The following is an 18016-nucleotide window of genomic DNA, read 5'->3' as shown; positions in this document are numbered from 1 at the left end:
GACGAAAAACGGTAACAGGCTGTTTTCAATAAACGGTCCAGTTTCAATAAACGGTCCAGATCGCTTTTCTATATTCCGGTCAACGCCGCCGGATCGATGGCAGGCCGTTGCGGATCGAGGAAGGCTGGACCGGGTATCTGTTCCATCTCCGTAGAGCGAACAACGGCCGGGCGGATCTGCAGGTCGGCGAGCATCGCCGTAAGCCGTGGCCAGGCATTGCGATTGAACGGCTTTGGCTCCGGATAAAGCTGATACCACCTCGTGCACGTCGCTGCATAGAAATCCACGATCGAGGGCTGCGCGCCCAAAACATAAGGTCCGCCCGACCGTTCGAATGCGCTTTCAAGGTGATCGAAGCCCTGCCGGAGCCGGTCGCCAAGCCCGGCAATCAAAAGCGGGCGGGCGACCGTATCGGCCACGTAGCGTTCCGGACGGAACGAGATACGCAAATCGGCATGAAGCGTGTTGGACAGGAAAAACAGCCACGTCAGAAGACGGCCACGCTCCGGAGAGGACGGGGACGGCGCGAGCCGTTGCGCTTTGTCTGCGAGATGAAGGATGATGGCAGCGGTTTCGAAGACCGGTTCGCTCAGGTCCGGATCGGCAAGAACCGGCATAAGGCCCTGCGGGTTCAGCTTCAGATATTCCGGTGTCCGGTTAGCACGGACTGCCCGGTCCACTTCGATGAAGCGATAGTCGAGCCCTATTTCCTCCAGAACGAAACGAACCACAAGGTTGGCGCTGTCGAATGAACCGTAGAGGCAAAGCCGGTTCTGGTCCGGCTTTAACGGGTCCGGTGTGAACGGATCTGGCATTTCCACTCCGACTGCGGTTTCCTGACGGGCTGACTTTTCAGCTGCAATTTCCGGCCTCCTTGAGCAATATCAAGGACACACATGGGTGCCGTCACCAATATGACGTCATGACCGACACTGCTCTTACCTACGCCATGCGGACCGTTCCGCGCTACACGAGTTATCCGACCGCGCCGCATTTTCACAGCGGTATAACCGACGAGGTCTATGCGGGGTGGCTGGAAAAGCTCGGGCCGACGGATACGCTGTCTCTTTATCTCCACGTGCCCTATTGCCGGGAGATCTGTCACTATTGCGGCTGCCACACGAAGGCCACCCGTCAGGAGGCTCCACTGGCCGCCTATGCGCAGACCCTCGGCCAGGAACTGGAATTGATTGCCGGGCACCTGAATTCTCCGGGTCCGGTCAAGCACATCCATTGGGGCGGCGGCACGCCGAGCCTGCTTCCGGAAGACAGCCTTCGCGATCTTTCCGGGCTGATGCGGGTTCTGTTCGATTTCGCTCCGGACATGGAACATGCCATCGAGCTTGATCCGCGGGTCGTCGGCGCTTCGCTTGCCCATACGCTGGTGGAAATCGGCGTCAATCGTGCAAGCCTCGGCGTTCAGGATTTCGACCCGGAGGTTCAAAAGGCGATCGGCCGGATACAACCTTACAAGATTGTCGAACAGGCGACCGGCTATCTGCGTGCGGCAGGATTGGAGAACCTGAATTTCGACCTGATGTACGGACTGCCTGCTCAGACGACGGACACCATTCGGGATACGGTCGCCCGAACAGTCGATCTCAAACCCGGGCGCGTCGCGCTTTTCGGCTATGCGCATGTTCCCTGGATGAAGAAACATCAGAAGCTGATCGATGAAACCATCCTGCCGAGCCCGGCCGAACGCCTGGAACTGGCCGAAGTCGCACGGCGCGATCTCATCGACGCCGGATACGTTGCGATCGGTCTCGACCATTTCGCCCGTGAGGACGATTCCATGGCTATCGCGGTCCGAAACGGCGACCTGCGGCGCAACTTCCAGGGATACACGACGGATCAGGGTGAGCAGCTCATCGGAGCCGGAGTCTCGTCCATCGGCCGCCTGACTCAGGGCTATGTCCAGAACATTCCCGATGTCGGCAACTGGCGCCGTTCGATTCTCGCCGGCAAACTGCCGGTCGCTCGCGGACTGGCGCTTTCAAAGGACGACCTGCTCAGAGGCCGGATCATAGAGCAGTTGATGACCGACTATCGCTGCGACCTTCAGGCGGTGTGCCGGAGTTATGGCGTCAGTGTCGCAACCCTGAAGGACTCCATCGCTGCTCTCGACGAACTTGTCAGCGACGGCCTGGTCAGTCTGGAAGATGACAACGTTGTTCGGATCACTCACGCAGGACAACCCTACGTCCGGCTGGCGGCTGCGGCCTTTGACGCCTATCTCGCCGACAGCCACGAAAAAACCGGCGCTCGGCACTCAATGGCTGTTTGAGCCGCCTGATGGGCTTGCGCAAAAAGAAGGCCGGTGAACCGGCCTTCTTCGGGATCGATGGGGCTATAGTGCTTGTTATTTGATCCCGAGATCAGTGAATTCCCGTCATCTGACAGAGGCTGCAGACCTTGTTCAGGTGGATCTTGTCCGCCCTGTCGATACGGATGACACCCCGGCGCTTGAGTTCGGAAACGACACGGCTGACGGTTTCGATGGTCAGACCCAGGTAATCGGCGATTTCCTGTCGGGTCATGTGAAGATGGATATCGCAGCCGTCGTTTTCTTCGTCAGCGGGGCCGATGCAGCCGACACCACCGCGGTTCGGCACGAGATACATCAGGAAACTTGCGACCCGCTCGATGGCCGACTTGCGCCCAAGAAGCACGGCATGCTCATGCAGAAGATGCATCTGATGGGTCAGGCATCTGGTGAGCTTGCGCTGCAGGTCGACCGATGCCTCGACCAGCTTCAGATCGATTTCGTGAACTTCGGAAGACGTCAGGGTTTCTGCCGTACAATCGTATTCGTCCGCGTTCGACAATCCGAAGATGTCGCCCGGGCGCAGGACTTCGACCACCTGGCGGCGCCCGTCCGGGAGCAGCTTGAACAGCATCACCGTGCCGGAAGCCAGTTCATAGATCCGCTTTGCGGAATCGCCTTCGTAGTAGATGACATCGTGAGCTTCCAAGCTCGCGCGCCTCGCCCCGAAGGATGCAAAAGAAGCGCCCGAAGTATCCGGCACCCTGTTGAAAGCGTTGTGCTGGACAGCAGCCTGCCCCGTGGATTCATGCTGAAGATATGCCATATTCCCCTCCTTTTAGAGGCAAGGCTCTGTCGAAAAGACAGATCGTTCCGACAAGAATAGCCGTTAGTGACCCTTGCCGCGCTGAGGCACAACGTCCCGTCCGACGATTGCGCCCTCCTTGCATCAATTAGGTTAGACAAGTCGTATGACGAGGGTAATTCGGTCGACTGCGTAGGGTTAACTACATAGCCTGAAACACATTTCTGCCGGTCAGGACGTGAGCAGGTGTTCTGTCAGAGCAGTCAGCGACAAAGGTTTGCGTAGAAGTACGTGGGCGGGCAAGCCGGAGAGACGGCGCTCGAGCGCATTCTTCGGCTTTCCGGAAATCGCAATAATCCGGGGAACATCCTGCATGGCATTGAGGCGCCGGATCACATCGTCCCCACCGATGCCGGGCAGACCGACATCGACGATAACGACATCTTCGGACGCCGGAGATGCGGTTGCCAGGAATGTTTCACCGTCCGGATAACACTCGACGGAGTGCCCGAAATCGCTCAAAACAATCAAAAGCGCATCCGCAACGGCCGTATCATCTTCAACTATATGAACACGCAAGACGATTCTTTCAGCTTGGAACAACTGTCAGTTTTGAACAGCAGCAAGTGCCCATCGAAAATACATCAGTCCGGGTGCGAACGATGTACGCAGTAACACTGCAACTAGATGTTAACTGACAATGTGGTGGGAAAAACTCCGAAGCAACAGTCCGGAATTTCCCTTATATCCCATGGGCATTAGCCTGATGGTCAGGCACGTCCAAGCACGATACGGACCAGATCCGCAGCATTGCGGGCGCCGAGCTTTTCCATGATCCGCGCCCTGTGAACTTCCACCGTTCTCGGGCTGATGCCCAGCTTGCGGCCGACTTCCTTGTTCGAAGAGCCGTCGGTGATCTCCTTCAGGACTTCGCTTTCCCGGCGGGTCAACAAATCCGCACCGGAGAAATTCATCGGCATCCCGTCGGAACCCGCCCGTTTGACGGCTTCGATGCCCTGATTGATGCGATCGACCACCTTGTCCGCGGTAAACGGCTTTTCGATGAAATCGAATGCCCCGTTGCGAATGGCTTCGACCGCCATCGGAATATCGCCTTGCCCGGAAATGATGAAGATCGGAGCAGGATAGTTTTCCGCATTCAGCGATTTCAGAATATCTATGCCCGACCGGCCCGGCATATGGACGTCCAGAATTACGCATGCGGGATGGGTTTTGCTCGCCGACTGCACAAATGTGTCGCCATCGGAAAACGTTTCCACGACGAAGCCTTCGAGATTGAATACGACCGATAATGCATCCCGGACTGCCGGATCGTCATCGACAATGTAAATGGCTTTCGCTTCGCTCGTCATAAAGTCCGGCCCCTATTCAGTTCTTCTAATTTCAATCGCAGGAACAATGCGCGAATTCTAGTTTTCCGTATCGGAATACACCGGTTTTCCGGTTGGAAGTTTCAGGACAAAAGTTGCTCCCGGCTTAATGGCATTTGTATCGAGGAACAAATCACCGCCGTGATTTTGCGCAATCGATCGGGAAATCGCGAGTCCGAGCCCCAGGCCTTTCTGTTTCTTGCCCGAGAAAGCCCGGAACAGTTCCGGCACCATTTCCGCCGGCACGCCCGGTCCGGTATCGCGCACCCGGAACTCGATAAAACCCTCCGTACCGACGACGGACAGATGGACTTCCTGGATCTCGCTGTCGCAGACGGCTTCACGCGCATTGCGCAGAAGATTGACTAGAACCTGGCGGATTTGGACCGGGTCTGCCGGTAAAAACGGAAGCGCCGGCTCGACCTCATAGCTTATGATCGAGCGCTTGCCGCCCTGCCCCATCTCCACAAGGTCGATGCAGGCCCGGGTGAACTCCTCCACGTCGATATTCGTCCGTTCCGGCTCTTTTCTTTCGACCAGTTCACGCATGCGCTGAATGATTTCGCCGGCCCGTTCGGCTTCAGCCACCGCCTTTTCGATCACCGAAAGCAATTGCGCATCGAGCGCATCGTCGGCTCTCGCCTTGCGCGACACGGCCTGGAGGTAAAGAAGGATGGCGGTCAAAGGCTGGTTCAGCTCATGGGCGATCGCGGCCCCCATCTCGTCCATCGCGCTGATCCGCGTCATATGCACCAGTTGCGCCTGCGCCTGCGCCAGCCGTTGTTCGACGGAGTGGCGAGGCCGCAAGTCGCGCAGGATGCCGATGAACTGCCTGCCATCCGGGGTCGGCGCCTCACCGACCGACAGCTCCACCGGAAATTCCGTGCCGTCCTTGTGACGGCCGCTGACTTCCCGGCCGATACCGATGATGCGTTTCTGGCCGGTGTCGAGATACCGCTGAACGTAACCGTCGTGGGCGGTCGCATAGTCCATCGGCATGATCTTGTTGACGTTGTCGCCGAGCAGTTCGCTGGCCTTGTAGCCGAACAGTTTTTCGCATGCCTTGTTGAAGGCGAGCACCTGGCAGCGTTCATTGATCACGACAATACCGTCGACCGCCGTATCGAAAACGCTGGCCAACCGGGCCTCGGACGTCGAGAACGTCGCCCCCAAATGAGGCCTCACGGTATCATCCATTGCCGATTTCCCGGATTCAAAGCTACATTTCACATGTCTGATTAAGGGTATTTACTTAACGCCGTCAAGAAAACCCCTCAATGCAATTCCCCTGCCGCTGAAGCAATGCGCTCCACAGCAACCTTCAACTGGTCCGGGTTACGTGCAAAGCACAGCCTTAAAAAGCCCTCTCCGCCCGATCCGAATGCCGAACCGGGAGCAAGGCCGACACCGGTTCTCGCCACCAGATCAAGCGCCAGTTTTCGACAGTCGTCGACGCCATCGATGCCGAAAAACAGGTAAAATGCACCATCGGGAGCCGACAGTCTGACCCGGTTGGATTCCGACAGGCCGTCGACGACAATCCTGCGTCCGTTCTCCGCCCGCTCGATCTGCTGGCGCAGGAAATCGCCCCCTTCGGTGAGGGCCGCAATCGCCGCACGCTGGCTGAAAACCGGCACGCCTGAGGTCGAGTACTGGATCAGATTCTCAATCACCTGCCCCATTTCGGGTGGCGCCGACAACCAGCCTATCCGCCAACCGGTCATCGCCCAGTTCTTTGAAAACGTATTGATGAACAGGATCCTGTCGTCCGGCTCGGCAATCTCGTTGAAGGAGGGGGCCGGCCCGGCGCCCTGATAGGAAAATCGTCCATAGACCTCATCGGCCAGGATCCAAAGCCCCCGGTCTCGCGCTTCGTCCAGAATTGTTGTCAGAAGTTGCCTGTCCGCGACCCAGCCGGTCGGATTGCTCGGCGAATTAAGATAAATCGCCCGCGTTTGCGGTGTGACGGCGTCAAAAAGCCTCTGCGGATCGAGCGACCAGCCGGCGTCACCGTGATCCATTGCGACCGGCACGGCCCGCCCACCCATGATGCCGACACTGGCGGCAAGGTTCGGCCAGGCAGGGCTTGGAAAAACCACCTCTTCGCCTGCACCCACAACGCATTGGACGGCGATCTGCATCGCCTGCATCCCCGATCCCGTCACGAAAAACTGTTCCGGAGAGAATGGTTTGCGGTAGAGGTCACGGTGGTAGCCGGCCAGCGCCTCCCTCAACTCGGGAATGCCTCTTTGGTGGGTATAGAACGTCTCTCCCGCATCCATCGACGCCTTGGCGGCGTTACAGATGAACTCCGGTGTCGGCAGGTCGCCCTCTCCGACCCAGAGCGGGATGAGGCCTTCCCGGTCCCGCGCCGCGTTCACGACTTCCACGATGCCGCTTTCAGGCGCAAGCCTCGCCTCGGCCCTCAGGCCGCCAATCACATCACGCGCCACGTATGTTGCCTTTCCAAAAATCATGGGGGTTCCGAGAGGGGCGGACGCATTCTTAACGGGTGGGAAGCCGGTTTGAAAAGCCGACCTTCGGCCGCAGGCCTCGGCGACAGGACGGTAACGGGAAATGTCGACGGCGGAGCGGCTCAAACCCGTTGGCCGGTCGCGCGCATTTTCTACTTTTTCAACAGGTCCCGAATTTCCTGCAGCAGCACGATGTCCTGCGGGGGCGCAGCCGGTGCCTTGGGCGCTTCTTCTTCCTTGCGGCGGAGGTTGTTGACGCCCTTCACAAGCGCGAAGAGGGCGAAGGCCACGATGATGAACTTGATCAGAGCGTTGATGAAAAGACCGACATTCCAGGTGACCGCGCCGGCTTCCTTGGCCGCGGCCACGGTCGCATAAGGCCCCTCCGGCGTTCCCTGCTTCAGAATGATAAAGATTTCGGAGAAATCGATGTTGCCCAGGATCAGGCCGATCGGAGGCATGATGATGTCATCCACCATCGAGGAAACAATCGCGGTAAAGGCCGCGCCGATCACGATACCGACCGCCATGTCGAGCATATTGCCCTTCATCGCGAATTCCTTGAATTCCTTGAACATCCGGTCATCCTCACAGCAAAAGGGCCAGCGTCAAAGCGACGACTCAGCAACCTTCATGCAGTTTATCGCCGGAAATAACCCTGCGTTAAGAAAAAACGCTTCGCGTGCCCGCGAGACCTTCTGAAACGTCTTCGCCCCAAGACGAATGGACAGTCTGCCGCAGTTGTGATCCGATCTCAGGCGCGGCGGACAAAAATGCAGGAACAGGCTGACAGTCCTGCCGCGGCCGGGAGGAAGGCACAGAATTCGAATGATCAATGAAGGTTGGGTCGTGATACTGGTTGCAGTGGGATATATTCTCCTGCTGTTTGCCATTGCCAGTTACGGGGACCGGATGCCACGCCGCGTCTTTCCCGGACGCGGACGGCCGTTGATCTATGCGCTTTCGCTGTCGGTCTACTGCACGTCCTGGACCTTCTACGGCTCTGTCGGCGGCGCGAGCCGAAACGGGATCGAGTTCCTGACGATCTATATCGGACCGTTGCTTGTTTTCGGCCTCGGCTACGCGCTCCTGCGCCGGATCATCCGCATCGCCAAGGCCGAAAGCATCACATCGATCGCCGATTTCATCGGCGCGCGCTACGGCAAAAGCCAGTCGGTGGCCGCGGTCGCAACCATCATCGCCGTCATCGGGATCATTCCCTACATCGCGTTGCAGCTGAAAGCCGTGTCGCTTTCCATTACCACCATGGTCGGCCCGCTCATTACACCGGCCGAAAGCTACTTCCCCGTTTTCGATGACATCACCTTGCTGATCGCCATCGGAATGGCCGTGTTCACATGGCTGTTCGGCACCCGCCATATCGATGCGACCGAGCACCAGGAAGGGCTGATGCTGGCGATCGCTTCGGAAGCGATCGTCAAGCTGGTCGCATTCCTGGCTCTCGGCATCTGGGTGACCTTCACCCTCTATGACGGTCCGATCGACCTCGTACGCGCGATTTCCGGGGCGCCTGAAGTGGCCGCCGTCTTCGAGCAGCCTCTCAATCACGAGAACTGGCTGGTGATGACGGTCCTGTCGTCTTTCGCCGTTGTCATGCTGCCGCGACAGTTCCACGTGATGGTGACGGAAAACAATTCGGAAGGCGAATTGCGCAGAGCGGTCTGGCTGTTTCCGCTCTATCTGATCCTGATCAACCTGTTCGTGGTCCCGATTGCGGCCGCCGGCCTGCTGCGCTTCGGACAGGACATCAATCCGGACACCTTCGTCCTGGCGCTCCCCCTCGATGCCGGAGAACACTGGCTGGCGATGTTCGCATTCATCGGCGGACTTTCAGCGGCAACGGCGATGGTGATCGTGGCAACGGTCGCGCTTGCGATCATGATCTGTAACGACATCGTCGTTCCGCTTATCCTGCGCCGGCGCAGCGAAGAAGAACTGCTTGCCGGCGGCAGCGACATGAGCCGCCACCTGCTCAGCATCCGGCGCATGGCAATCTTCGGCATTCTGCTGCTAGCCTATGCCTATTACCGTGCAGCAGGAGATACCGCGGCGCTGGTTTCCATCGGCCTCCTGTCGTTTGCCGCGATTGCCCAGTTCGCGCCCGCCTTCATCGGCGCCCTGGTCTGGCGCAGGGCAACGGCGCGCGGCGCGATCGCCGGAATGATCGGCGGGTTCGCCTTCTGGTTCTACACGCTGCTTCTGCCCACATTCGCGCAATCGGGCATCGTCTCCTCGACCATTCTGGACACCGGTCCGCTGGGTCTGGCCTTCCTGAAGCCGCAGTCGCTTCTGGGGCTGCAGATGGATCCCTTCATTCACGGAACCATGTGGAGCCTTCTGGTCAATCTCCTGTTTTTCGTGGCCGGCTCCCTGAGCCGCGCACCGGAACCGGCGGAAAAGCTGCAGGCCAATATCTTCGTGCCCGACGAGATCGCCCCGGCTCCAAGCCTCAGGCTCTGGCGAACGTCGGTGACGGCCGGCGACCTGAAGGCGACCCTTGCGCGTTATCTCGGCGAGGAACGGACTGACCGCTCGTTCAACCGCTACGCACAGGAGCGCGGCAGCGTTCTGGACCCGAATGCTCCGGCGGACGCCAGCCTGCTCAGGTTTTCAGAACAGCTTCTGGCCAGCGCCATCGGCGCGGCGTCCTCCCGCCTTGTTCTGTCCCTGATGCTCAAGCGCCACGATCCGTCGACGAAGGGCGCGGTCAAGCTGCTCGACGACGCCTCGGCCGCGATCCAGTACAACCGCGATCTTCTGCAGACCGCGCTGGACCAGGTTCGCCAGGGCATCGGCGTGTTCGACCGGGATCTGCGCCTGATCTGCTGGAACCGGCAGTTCCGCGATCTTCTCGAGCTGCCGACCGAATACGGTCAGGTCGGAACCACACTCGACGCCATCGTCCGCTACAATGCCAAGCGCGGCGAAATCGGCGACGGCCCGGTCGAGGCCGTCGTGTCGGAACGTCTGGAAAAACTGGTCGTCGCCCAGGAAACCCATCAGGAACGCCTCGCCTCCTCAGGCACGGTTCTCGAGGTTCGGATCAGTCCGATGCCCGACGGCGGCATCGTGACCACCTATACCGACATTACCGAGCGCGTGCTCGCGGAAGATGCGCTCGCCCGCGCCAACGAAACCCTGGAACGACGGGTCCGCGAACGCACTGAGGAACTGACCCATGTGAACGACCGTCTGCGGGAGGCGACCCATGCCGCGGAAGAGGCGAACATCGGCAAGACACGCTTTCTCGCGGCCGCAGGTCACGACATTCTGCAGCCGCTGAATGCGGCCCGGCTCTATTCATCCGTGCTCGTGGAAAAGCTGAAGGATGGCGAAACGGGCACCCTGGTGCGCAACGTGGAAGGCGCCCTGGAATCGGTCGAAGACATCATCGGCGCTGTGCTGGATATTTCCCGCCTCGATACCGGTGCCCTGAAACCGGAACTGACGGTTTTCCGACTCGACGTCCTTTTCCGCGCTCTGGAAACCGAGTTCGAACCGGTGGCACGGGAAAGAAACCTGGAACTCACGTTCGTACCGACCTCCGTTTCGGTGCGCTCGGATCGCAGACTGCTGCGCCGCCTGCTCCAGAACCTCGTGTCCAACGCGCTCAAATACACCGCGAAGGGCCGTGTCCTTGTGGGCTGCAGGCGCAGAAACGGCAAGGTTGTCGTTGAAGTTCACGACACGGGCATGGGAGTGCCGGGAACGAAGCAGAAGGTGATTTTTCAGGAATTCCACCGGCTGGACGACGGCATGCGGGTCGCCAAAGGCCTTGGTCTGGGCCTGTCCATCGTCGAGCGCATCGCCCATGTCCTGGAGCACCCGGTCGGTCTGCGGTCTTCGGTCGGCAAGGGATCCTGCTTCGCCGTTACACTGCCCACCGCCGCCGCCGTTCCGATCGAAACGCCGCTGCAAAGTACCCTCCCAGTGAAAGGGCAACTCGACGGGTTGAGGGTCCTTGCGATCGACAACGAGCCGGACATTCTGAGCGGCATGCGTCATCTGCTGGAAAACTGGAACTGCAAGGTGATCACCGCGCGCGACGACGCGGAGGCAATCGAGAGACTGGTGGAAGCGGGCGAAACGCCCGATATCATCGTGATCGATTATCATCTGGACGACGGCAACGGCATCGATGCGGTCGTCCGCCTGAGGTGGAAGTTCGGCGCGGGCATTCCGGCCCTCCTGGTGACAGCCGACCGGAGCCGGACAGTCCGGGCCGCAGCAGCCTCGAAGAACATCGAGATGTTCAACAAGCCGATCAAACCCGCGGCTCTGCGCGCCCACCTGGCCCGCTGCCGTGCGGAGCATGTTGCGGCCGAATAACCGCCGTTGTGCTTAAGATCTATTACCCGTCAGGCGGACGAGGCTGCGGAATCGTCCGCTTCCTGCCCCATCTGCCACTGACCCGCCTCGATCTTGGAAGCCGCGATCACCGCCTGTGTGCGGCTTTCGACACCAAGCTTTTGCAGAATTGCGGAGACATGGGCTTTTACCGTCGCCTCGGAGACCGAAAGTTCATAGGCGATCTGCTTGTTGAGCAGCCCTTCCGACAGCATCATCAGTACCCGGACCTGCTGTGGCGTCAGCGTTGCCAGACGCTGGACCAGGTCGCCCGCCCCGTCGTCCGCCCCGAGATCCACATCCGGCGGGGTCCACATGTTCCCGGCCATGACGGAGGAAATCGCCTCACGGATCACCTCGATGCCGTGGGACTTGGGGATAAAACCGGAAGCACCGAACTCGACGCACCGCCGGATCGCCTGCGCTTCCTCGTTGGCGGAGACGATCACCACCGGCACGCCGGCATACTGAGCCCTGAGATACATCAGGCCGGAAAAACCCCGCATCCCCGGCATGGTCAGGTCCAGCAGGATCAGGTCGACGTCGCCATCATCCTCAAGGCGCGCCGTCACATCTTCCAGGGTGCCGGCTTCATCGATGCGCGCATCCGGATATTGTGTTTCAAGCGTCTGCCTCAATGCCCCGCGAAACAGCGGATGGTCGTCAGCGATTATGAATCGATATGCTGTATCCGGCACGCTTGGTTTCCTCCCTCGCTCATGCGACTCCCCGACAAGACGTCGCGGGGACCGTTTACCCTGTCCCCATCCCATACTTTATCCCGGCGGACACCGGTATGATCTGGTTCAGGTCGCCCCGATGCCTGTGCTTATTATCCTAGTTATCTCTAACAAGTCTCCGAGATTTTGTCCCTAAACATGTATCTTTTGCAGGCAGACCATGTTTGCACTGCAATGTTTCTGAAAGTCAAACCCATAGTCGCTTGGGTACGGCGCATTTTATTCAAGCAAATACCCAAAGTTTCAAGATCGCATAGCAGACAAGAGTGCCCACCCCCGGTCTCTTACCTTTCGACCCCAGGCGATTTCCTGACTGCCATTATTCGGCAACGCACAAACGTTTTCTACGTCACACCATTGCGAATTCTTATCCAAAAGTCTAATATAGACTAAAGTCTAAAATCGAGTTGTTTTCGCGGATTTACACCAACTTCAAGGAGTGATCAGATGAACGCATGGAGTCTGACCCTGGCCGTCATGATCGTCGTCGCCGCGGTTGCCGGCAAAGTCGTCAATCCGGGCTTTGCGCTTGATGGACCCACGACTTTGTCGGGAACTCCGGTCACGACGTTGCATACGCCCGCGACACCCTGACCGGCTCAGGACGCCCGACGCTACGATCCCCCTGGGGGCATTCAACAGCATGCGCCTGGCTGAACGGGAGACCTGCGCCACGCGGAGGTCTCGTCATGCTTGCGAAAGTATCATCAATGCGTCATGTGCCGCTTAAGAAAGAGCATCCCCGCAACCGCGATTCCTGCCGCCAATAGAATTGCGGACACTTATTTATTCACGTCAAAACCCATGTGTGCCCTTCCTTCAGAAGTCACCCAACGATAGAAATAAAACACACAAAGTGACGTAAACTCCCCTCCCCTTGATCCTTATGAGCCGACACACCTTTTCGCTTCAAGAATTAGGCGCCGAAACCACCATAAAATGCAATATTATATAAATACAACCGATAGATCTTAATTGATTAATGATACACTAACAGTCAAAATTTCTATTCATATGAAATATTTTGTTTGAAAATTGCCGCAAAGAAAGTATCCCTTCCTAGAATAATGGGCGGTGGTGAGTCGCCGGTCAATAATCCCGCATTGTGCAAGAAAAGATTTGTAATGAGCACCGAAGAGACACTGTTTTCGTTTGTGAACCGATGGGAGTGCGACGAAAACGACCATCTGAATGTCCAGTTCTATTTCAGCCGGTTCGAGGAAGCCGACAGGCAGTTTCAGCTCATCTCCGGTCTGAGCGAAGCGCTTGTCGGCGCACGCCGCGTTCGGCACGTCCGATACCATAAGGAACTGCGAACCGGCGATCTCGTCACGGTCCGCTCAGCTATAGCCTTCGACGGTCCTCATATGCTGACGGTCGTCCACGAGATGCAAAACGCGACAACCGGCGCGCTCGCTGCAACCGCGATCGACGGCTATGAGCCCAGCGCAGGCTCCGTCAAGACGCTCCGCAGCCGGTTCAAGAATCACCAGTGCCCGATGATCGACGAAGCTGCGCCCCGGGGCATTTCCGCAACCCCCGTCGGCACGCGCTTCACCTTGGACAATGTTCTCGCGTCGGGGGCAAAAATCTGCTTCCGGGGAACCGTGCTGCCGCGCCATCTCGGGATCGACGGCCGGGCAGATGACGGCTTTGCCCTGTCCTGTTTCACCGATGGCGTCGCCCATGTCTGGGAACGGACACCGATGACCCAGGCCTTCATGAGCGAGAACACGTTCGGCCGGGTCGCTGTCGAAATGAAGCTGACCTGGGCCAGCCCTCTCAAGGCCGGCGACACCGTGGTCGTGGCGAGCGGGCTGACGGGCAGCAGCGGCAACAAGACCTTCTCAATGCGCCACCATCTGTTTGAGTCGCGCACCAAACGTCTGGCCGCAATCTGCGACGTCGTCGCGCTGGTCATGGATCTCAATGCCAGGAAGGCGGTGGATCTGCCCGAAACGGCCAAGAAAGACATCTCGCGCATCTCGATGCAGTAGAAAAGGCGCGTTTCACGTCCCTCAATTGTCCGGTTCGTCTCAGGACGTTGCGGGACGGTGAAAAGTGGACGCTTTCAGTTGCTGCCGAATTCGGTTTGCAGGTCCTTCATCAGGCCGAAGAACCGGCGCATCGCCTTTTCGGAAAACTGCATCATGCGTTCCAGTTGCTGCTCGTCTTCGTCCGAGAGGCGGGATGCCGACTTGTCCTTGTCGGCCGCTGGTGCATTTTCCTCCGCCGTTTGTCCGTCCGCCGGCTTGTCTTCAGCGGTTTGAGGCGGTTCGCCATTTTCGGTCCCGGCTTGTGGTGCAGGTCCTTCCTGCTGTACCGATGCCGCAGCCTCGAGATCGCGAATGCGGGCGTTCAACCGGTCGATCTCCTTCGACAGGTCGGCGATTTCCTCCTGATAGGCCTCTTCGGCAAGAGGGGCCGGCATACAGCGCCAGGCTTCGTTGATCTTGCGGCAGAAGCTCACCGAGCCCGCCTGCCGATCGATCCTGAGAATATCGCCATTCGCTTCCACAAGGCCGTAGCGCTGGTCGGCAGGCAATTGGTCCTCCGCAGCCGGCGCGTTCTCGGCAGGGGCGTCTTCCGGCGCAACGGCCTGGGCGTATCCCGCCGCGGGTACTGTTGCAAAGATTGCGGACAAAACCAGACAGGTGGCTGTCTTGCGCATGAATTTCGGCAGGCTTGCCATCGACGGGCCTTCTGTTCGGGTCAACTGCAATACTCCGGGTTTATAGCGGGTCAGGTTTCGAATGGAAGCACCCGGTCGAGCCAGTCATGCCACAAGGACATGGCCAAAGCACGGCGGTCCGCCCAATCCGGGTGCAGGCGCATACCGAGCGTTTCCCCGCCAAGGGCAAGGGCTTGTCGGACCGGCATCGCTCACACGGGTTTGTAGGGCCCTCTCCCGCTCGTCAGCGCGTCATCCAGGAGATCCAGCCGATCCTGCCCCCAAAATGGTTCGCCGTTCAATACGTAACACGGCGACCCTATCACCCCCAGCTCAATCGCGTCCGACTGGTTCTGCTTGTAGATTGCGGTGATATCCTGCGAACGGGCAGCTTCCAGGACAGCCTCCGCCTCTTGCCCCAGACCTGCGAGCAGTTCGCTCAGAACCGCGGCCTCGGCGATGTTCCGATCGTCCACCCAGACCGCCTTGAACGCCATTGCCGCGAAGTCCAGTGCCGGACCGCCCTGCTCCGCCAGAGCGATCGCACAGCAGTCACAAAGCCCCGGAGGCGCTGGAAAGAACGCCGGCTTGAGCGTCAGGGGCAGGCCCCGCTTATCGCGCCAGCGCTGCATCTCGATATATCGGTAGGACTGGCGAACGGGGTGCCGCTTTCCAAGCGGCATGCCTCCAGATGCGTCGAAGACGCCGGACAGATCGACCGGCCGGAGCCGGATCTTTGCCCCGTGCCTGGCCGCGATTTCGCGGAAAGCCTGATGGCCGAGATAGGCCCAGGGCGAGATGTGCGTATAGAAATAATCGATGACCGCCGGCATGGCTTGAACCCCTCCGCATCTCCGGTTTGCGCCTGAGCCTGCGCCGAGATGCTCGTCAAATCAACGGCGGCGGTGTTCAAAAGAGAGTTAATTCTCTCAGGGTGAACAGCTTTCGGGGAAATGAAATAAATCCCGCCGAATTGACCCTTTTGTGGGTTTCTGTGGACCTCGGACACATTCCTCTCTATACAGTCCGCAAAGTTTGCGCGTTTAACCGGCAGTTCTCGCATTCGATGAGATTGTGGACGGCGCTGTTTCCACTGAAAGAAATGTATGACTGACATGACTTCCGTCGCACCGGCACTGGCTGCCGCGTTGGCGAAAAAGGGCTATGATACCCTTACCTCCGTACAGGAGAGCATCCTCAACGAGGCGCCCGCAGAGGCCGATCTCCTCGTGTCCGCCCAGACCGGCTCCGGCAAGACCGTTGCCTTCGGCCTGGCGTTGGCCCCGACCCTGCTCGGCGACCAGGACAGGCTCGGCCATGCAGGCGCCCCCATCGCACTTGCCATTGCCCCGACCCGCGAACTGGCGCTGCAGGTGAAGGAGGAGCTCGCCTGGCTTTATGCCGAGACAGGGGCGCAGACCGCTTCCTGTGTCGGCGGCATGGACCCCAGAACCGAACGCCGCACCCTGGAGCGCGGCACGCACATCGTCGTCGGAACGCCGGGCCGCCTGCGCGACCACATCGAACGCGGCGCGCTGGACCTGTCGTCGATCCGCGCCGTCGTGCTCGACGAGGCCGACGAGATGCTCGACATGGGCTTCCGCGAGGACCTGGAATTCATCCTGGACGCAGCCCCGGAAGAGCGTCGGACGCTGCTGTTCTCGGCAACCATGCCGAAGCCGATCGTGGAACTTGCCCGCCGCTTTCAAAAGGACGCTGTGCGCCTGTCGACGGTCAACGCCCGCGAACAGCACGGCGACATCGATTACATCGCCCATCCGGTCGCGCCCAATGAGCGGGAAAACGCCATCATCAACGTGCTGCGCCTGCACGAGGCGGAAAAGGCGATCCTGTTCTGCGCCACCCGCGAGGCGGTCAAGCGCCTGACCAGCCGGCTGGCGAACCGGGGTTTTTCCATCGTGTCGCTCTCTGGCGAACTCAGCCAGGAGCAGCGATCCGCAGCCCTGACGGCGATGAAGAACGGCTCGGCCCGTGTCTGCGTGGCGACCGATGTGGCGGCTCGCGGTATCGACCTGCCCAACCTCGATCTGGTCATCCACGCGGACCTGCCCACCGGCAAGGCCGCGCTTCTGCACCGCTCGGGCCGGACAGGGCGTGCGGGTCGCAAGGGAACCTGTGTCCTGATGGTGCCCTATCCGCGCCGGCGCGCGGCGGAACGCACGCTGCAGTTCGCGGGCGTGAAGGTCACCTGGAAACCCGCCCCGACAGCGGACGACATCCGCGCGAAGGACAAGGAACGGCTGATGACCGACCCGGTCTTTTCCGCCGAGCTGGAACCGGAAGAGCTGGCAATCGCCCGCGAGCTTCTGGAGCAGCAGGGTCCGGACAAGGTGGCCGCCGCATTCGTCAAGCTCTACCAGTCACGTCTGCCGGCGCCTGAAGACGTCTCGGAAGCGACCGAAGACAGCCTCAAGGGCCGCGGTCCCGGCGAACGGGGCGGACGTGTCGCGGAAATCCGCGGCAAGTTCGACAACGGCGTCTGGTTCCGCCTGTCGCTCGGGCACAAGCACCGCGCCGATCCGCGCTGGCTGCTGCCGATGATCTGCCGCGCCGGCCACGTGACCAAAAAGGAAGTGGGCGCGATCAAGATCTTCCAGACCGAAACCCGGTTCGAGATCGACGGCGCCCATGCCGAACGCTATGCGGCGACCATCAAGAAGGACGGAACCGGCGAAGATAACGTCACCATCTCGCTGCTCGACGCGCGCGGCGGCAAGACCCCGCCGCCGCCGTCCGATGACCGCTCCGGACGTGGTCCGCAGCGCGACCGCAAGCCGCAAGGCCGCAGGCGCGAGGCGCCCGATTACGAAACCATGGGCCGCGAGGACCGGATCGAGAGCGAAGGCAGGGGCGAAGCCCGAGGCAAACGGCCCGCCCGCGACTTTGCCCCCAAGGCCAAAAAACGCCGCCGGGCCGATGATGGCGAAGAAGCCCCGTTCCATCCGGCCTATGAACCTTTGGACATGAAGGCACTCGGCGGTGGAGCCGGCGGCGGCGAAGCGCCAAGCCGCGAGCGCGACGACCGCCCGCCCAGGAAGCCGGGCAAGGCCAGGAAGCCGATCGACAAGAAAAAGCCGAAGAAAAACAAGCCGTCACGAGCTGCCCGCAAGGAAGCGCGGACAAAGCAGGGGTGATGAGTTAGGGCGGCGGGGCGGTTTCCATTACGCCGCACCCTCTCACTTCAAACAACCAGCCTCTCGGATTACTGTTGGGGTGGACGGCCCCTACGGCATCGATGTGCCAGAATGAGGTTGTTACCGATCTCAAACGATGGAGCCGT

General features: G+C 59.8%; 16 protein-coding genes. 5 read left to right on the top strand and 11 right to left on the bottom strand.

The features are described from left to right. Nucleotides 1-68: 68 nt before the first annotated feature. Entirely contained in the window at nucleotides 69-815 is a 747-nt protein-coding gene (locus ACN0SO_RS21580; RefSeq protein WP_417680978.1) for a glutathione S-transferase family protein, read from the bottom strand. Nucleotides 816-922: 107 nt separating this feature from the next. Here ACN0SO_RS21580 and hemN point away from each other — a divergent pair, with 107 nt between their 5' ends. Continuing rightward, nucleotides 923-2287 (top strand): oxygen-independent coproporphyrinogen III oxidase, encoded by a 1365-nt coding sequence (gene hemN, locus ACN0SO_RS21575; RefSeq protein ID WP_417680976.1) that lies wholly within the window; start codon nucleotides 923-925, stop codon nucleotides 2285-2287. 91 nt (nucleotides 2288-2378) lie between these two features. Here hemN and ACN0SO_RS21570 read toward each other — a convergent pair whose 3' ends face one another. The 6 genes from ACN0SO_RS21570 to mscL form a co-directional block, all read right to left on the bottom strand. Continuing rightward, nucleotides 2379-3092 (bottom strand): Crp/Fnr family transcriptional regulator, encoded by a 714-nt coding sequence (locus tag ACN0SO_RS21570; RefSeq protein WP_417680974.1) that lies wholly within the window; start codon nucleotides 3090-3092, stop codon nucleotides 2379-2381. Nucleotides 3093-3302: 210 nt separating this feature from the next. After that, complete coding sequence (locus ACN0SO_RS21565; protein WP_417680972.1) at nucleotides 3303-3650, bottom strand: response regulator; 348 nt, start codon at nucleotides 3648-3650, stop codon at nucleotides 3303-3305. A 191-nt stretch (nucleotides 3651-3841) separates the two neighbouring features. After that, nucleotides 3842-4444: a response regulator transcription factor gene (locus ACN0SO_RS21560; protein ID WP_417680970.1), complete on the bottom strand. Its 603-nt coding sequence runs from the start codon at nucleotides 4442-4444 to the stop codon at nucleotides 3842-3844. Nucleotides 4445-4501: 57 nt separating this feature from the next. Further along, the gene (locus ACN0SO_RS21555; RefSeq protein WP_417680968.1) at nucleotides 4502-5659 is read right to left on the bottom strand and encodes a two-component system sensor histidine kinase NtrB; all 1158 of its coding nucleotides are present in this window, start codon (nucleotides 5657-5659) and stop codon (nucleotides 4502-4504) included. Between the two features lie 77 nt (nucleotides 5660-5736). Further along, nucleotides 5737-6939: a pyridoxal phosphate-dependent aminotransferase gene (locus ACN0SO_RS21550; RefSeq protein ID WP_417680966.1), complete on the bottom strand. Its 1203-nt coding sequence runs from the start codon at nucleotides 6937-6939 to the stop codon at nucleotides 5737-5739. Between the two features lie 149 nt (nucleotides 6940-7088). Beyond that, nucleotides 7089-7514 carry a large conductance mechanosensitive channel protein MscL gene (mscL, locus tag ACN0SO_RS21545; protein WP_417680964.1) on the bottom strand — a complete coding sequence of 142 codons (426 nt, stop codon included), beginning with the start codon at nucleotides 7512-7514 and terminating at the stop codon, nucleotides 7089-7091. A gap of 250 nt (nucleotides 7515-7764) precedes the next feature. Here mscL and ACN0SO_RS21540 point away from each other — a divergent pair, with 250 nt between their 5' ends. Beyond that, nucleotides 7765-11286, top strand: a complete 3522-nt coding sequence (locus ACN0SO_RS21540) for a NahK/ErcS family hybrid sensor histidine kinase/response regulator (RefSeq protein ID WP_417680962.1) — start codon at nucleotides 7765-7767, stop codon at nucleotides 11284-11286. Nucleotides 11287-11315: 29 nt separating this feature from the next. On the opposite strand, the gene ACN0SO_RS21535 is transcribed toward ACN0SO_RS21540, so the two are convergent. Continuing rightward, nucleotides 11316-12002 (bottom strand): response regulator, encoded by a 687-nt coding sequence (locus ACN0SO_RS21535; RefSeq protein WP_417680960.1) that lies wholly within the window; start codon nucleotides 12000-12002, stop codon nucleotides 11316-11318. A 489-nt stretch (nucleotides 12003-12491) separates the two neighbouring features. On the opposite strand from ACN0SO_RS21535, the gene ACN0SO_RS21530 reads away from it, so the two are divergent. Continuing rightward, nucleotides 12492-12638, top strand: coding sequence for a hypothetical protein (locus ACN0SO_RS21530; RefSeq protein ID WP_417680958.1), 147 nt, complete (start codon nucleotides 12492-12494; stop codon nucleotides 12636-12638). Between the two features lie 530 nt (nucleotides 12639-13168). Continuing rightward, on the top strand, nucleotides 13169-14041 hold the full coding sequence (locus tag ACN0SO_RS21525) for an acyl-CoA thioesterase (protein ID WP_417680956.1): 873 nt from the start codon (nucleotides 13169-13171) through the stop codon (nucleotides 14039-14041). Nucleotides 14042-14115: 74 nt separating this feature from the next. Here the strand turns inward: ACN0SO_RS21525 and ACN0SO_RS21520 are convergent, their stop codons facing one another. From ACN0SO_RS21520 to ACN0SO_RS21510, 3 genes are read right to left on the bottom strand one after another with little or no spacing between them, the layout of a single operon-like run. Continuing rightward, on the bottom strand, nucleotides 14116-14760 hold the full coding sequence (locus ACN0SO_RS21520) for a hypothetical protein (protein ID WP_417680954.1): 645 nt from the start codon (nucleotides 14758-14760) through the stop codon (nucleotides 14116-14118). A gap of 26 nt (nucleotides 14761-14786) precedes the next feature. Beyond that, nucleotides 14787-14924 (bottom strand): hypothetical protein, encoded by a 138-nt coding sequence (locus tag ACN0SO_RS21515; protein WP_417680953.1) that lies wholly within the window; start codon nucleotides 14922-14924, stop codon nucleotides 14787-14789. 3 nt (nucleotides 14925-14927) lie between these two features. After that, the gene (locus tag ACN0SO_RS21510; RefSeq protein ID WP_417680951.1) at nucleotides 14928-15548 is read right to left on the bottom strand and encodes a 2-hydroxychromene-2-carboxylate isomerase; all 621 of its coding nucleotides are present in this window, start codon (nucleotides 15546-15548) and stop codon (nucleotides 14928-14930) included. 273 nt (nucleotides 15549-15821) lie between these two features. Between ACN0SO_RS21510 and ACN0SO_RS21505 the strand changes: the two genes are divergently transcribed. Beyond that, nucleotides 15822-17870, top strand: a complete 2049-nt coding sequence (locus ACN0SO_RS21505) for a DEAD/DEAH box helicase (protein ID WP_417680949.1) — start codon at nucleotides 15822-15824, stop codon at nucleotides 17868-17870. The last annotated feature ends 146 nt before the right edge of the window (nucleotides 17871-18016 follow it).

Origin of the sequence: Roseibium sp. (assembly GCF_048260565.1) — a bacterium.
Classification (GTDB): domain Bacteria; phylum Pseudomonadota; class Alphaproteobacteria; order Rhizobiales; family Stappiaceae; genus Roseibium.
This window is presented reverse-complemented; position numbering and strand designations above follow the sequence as displayed.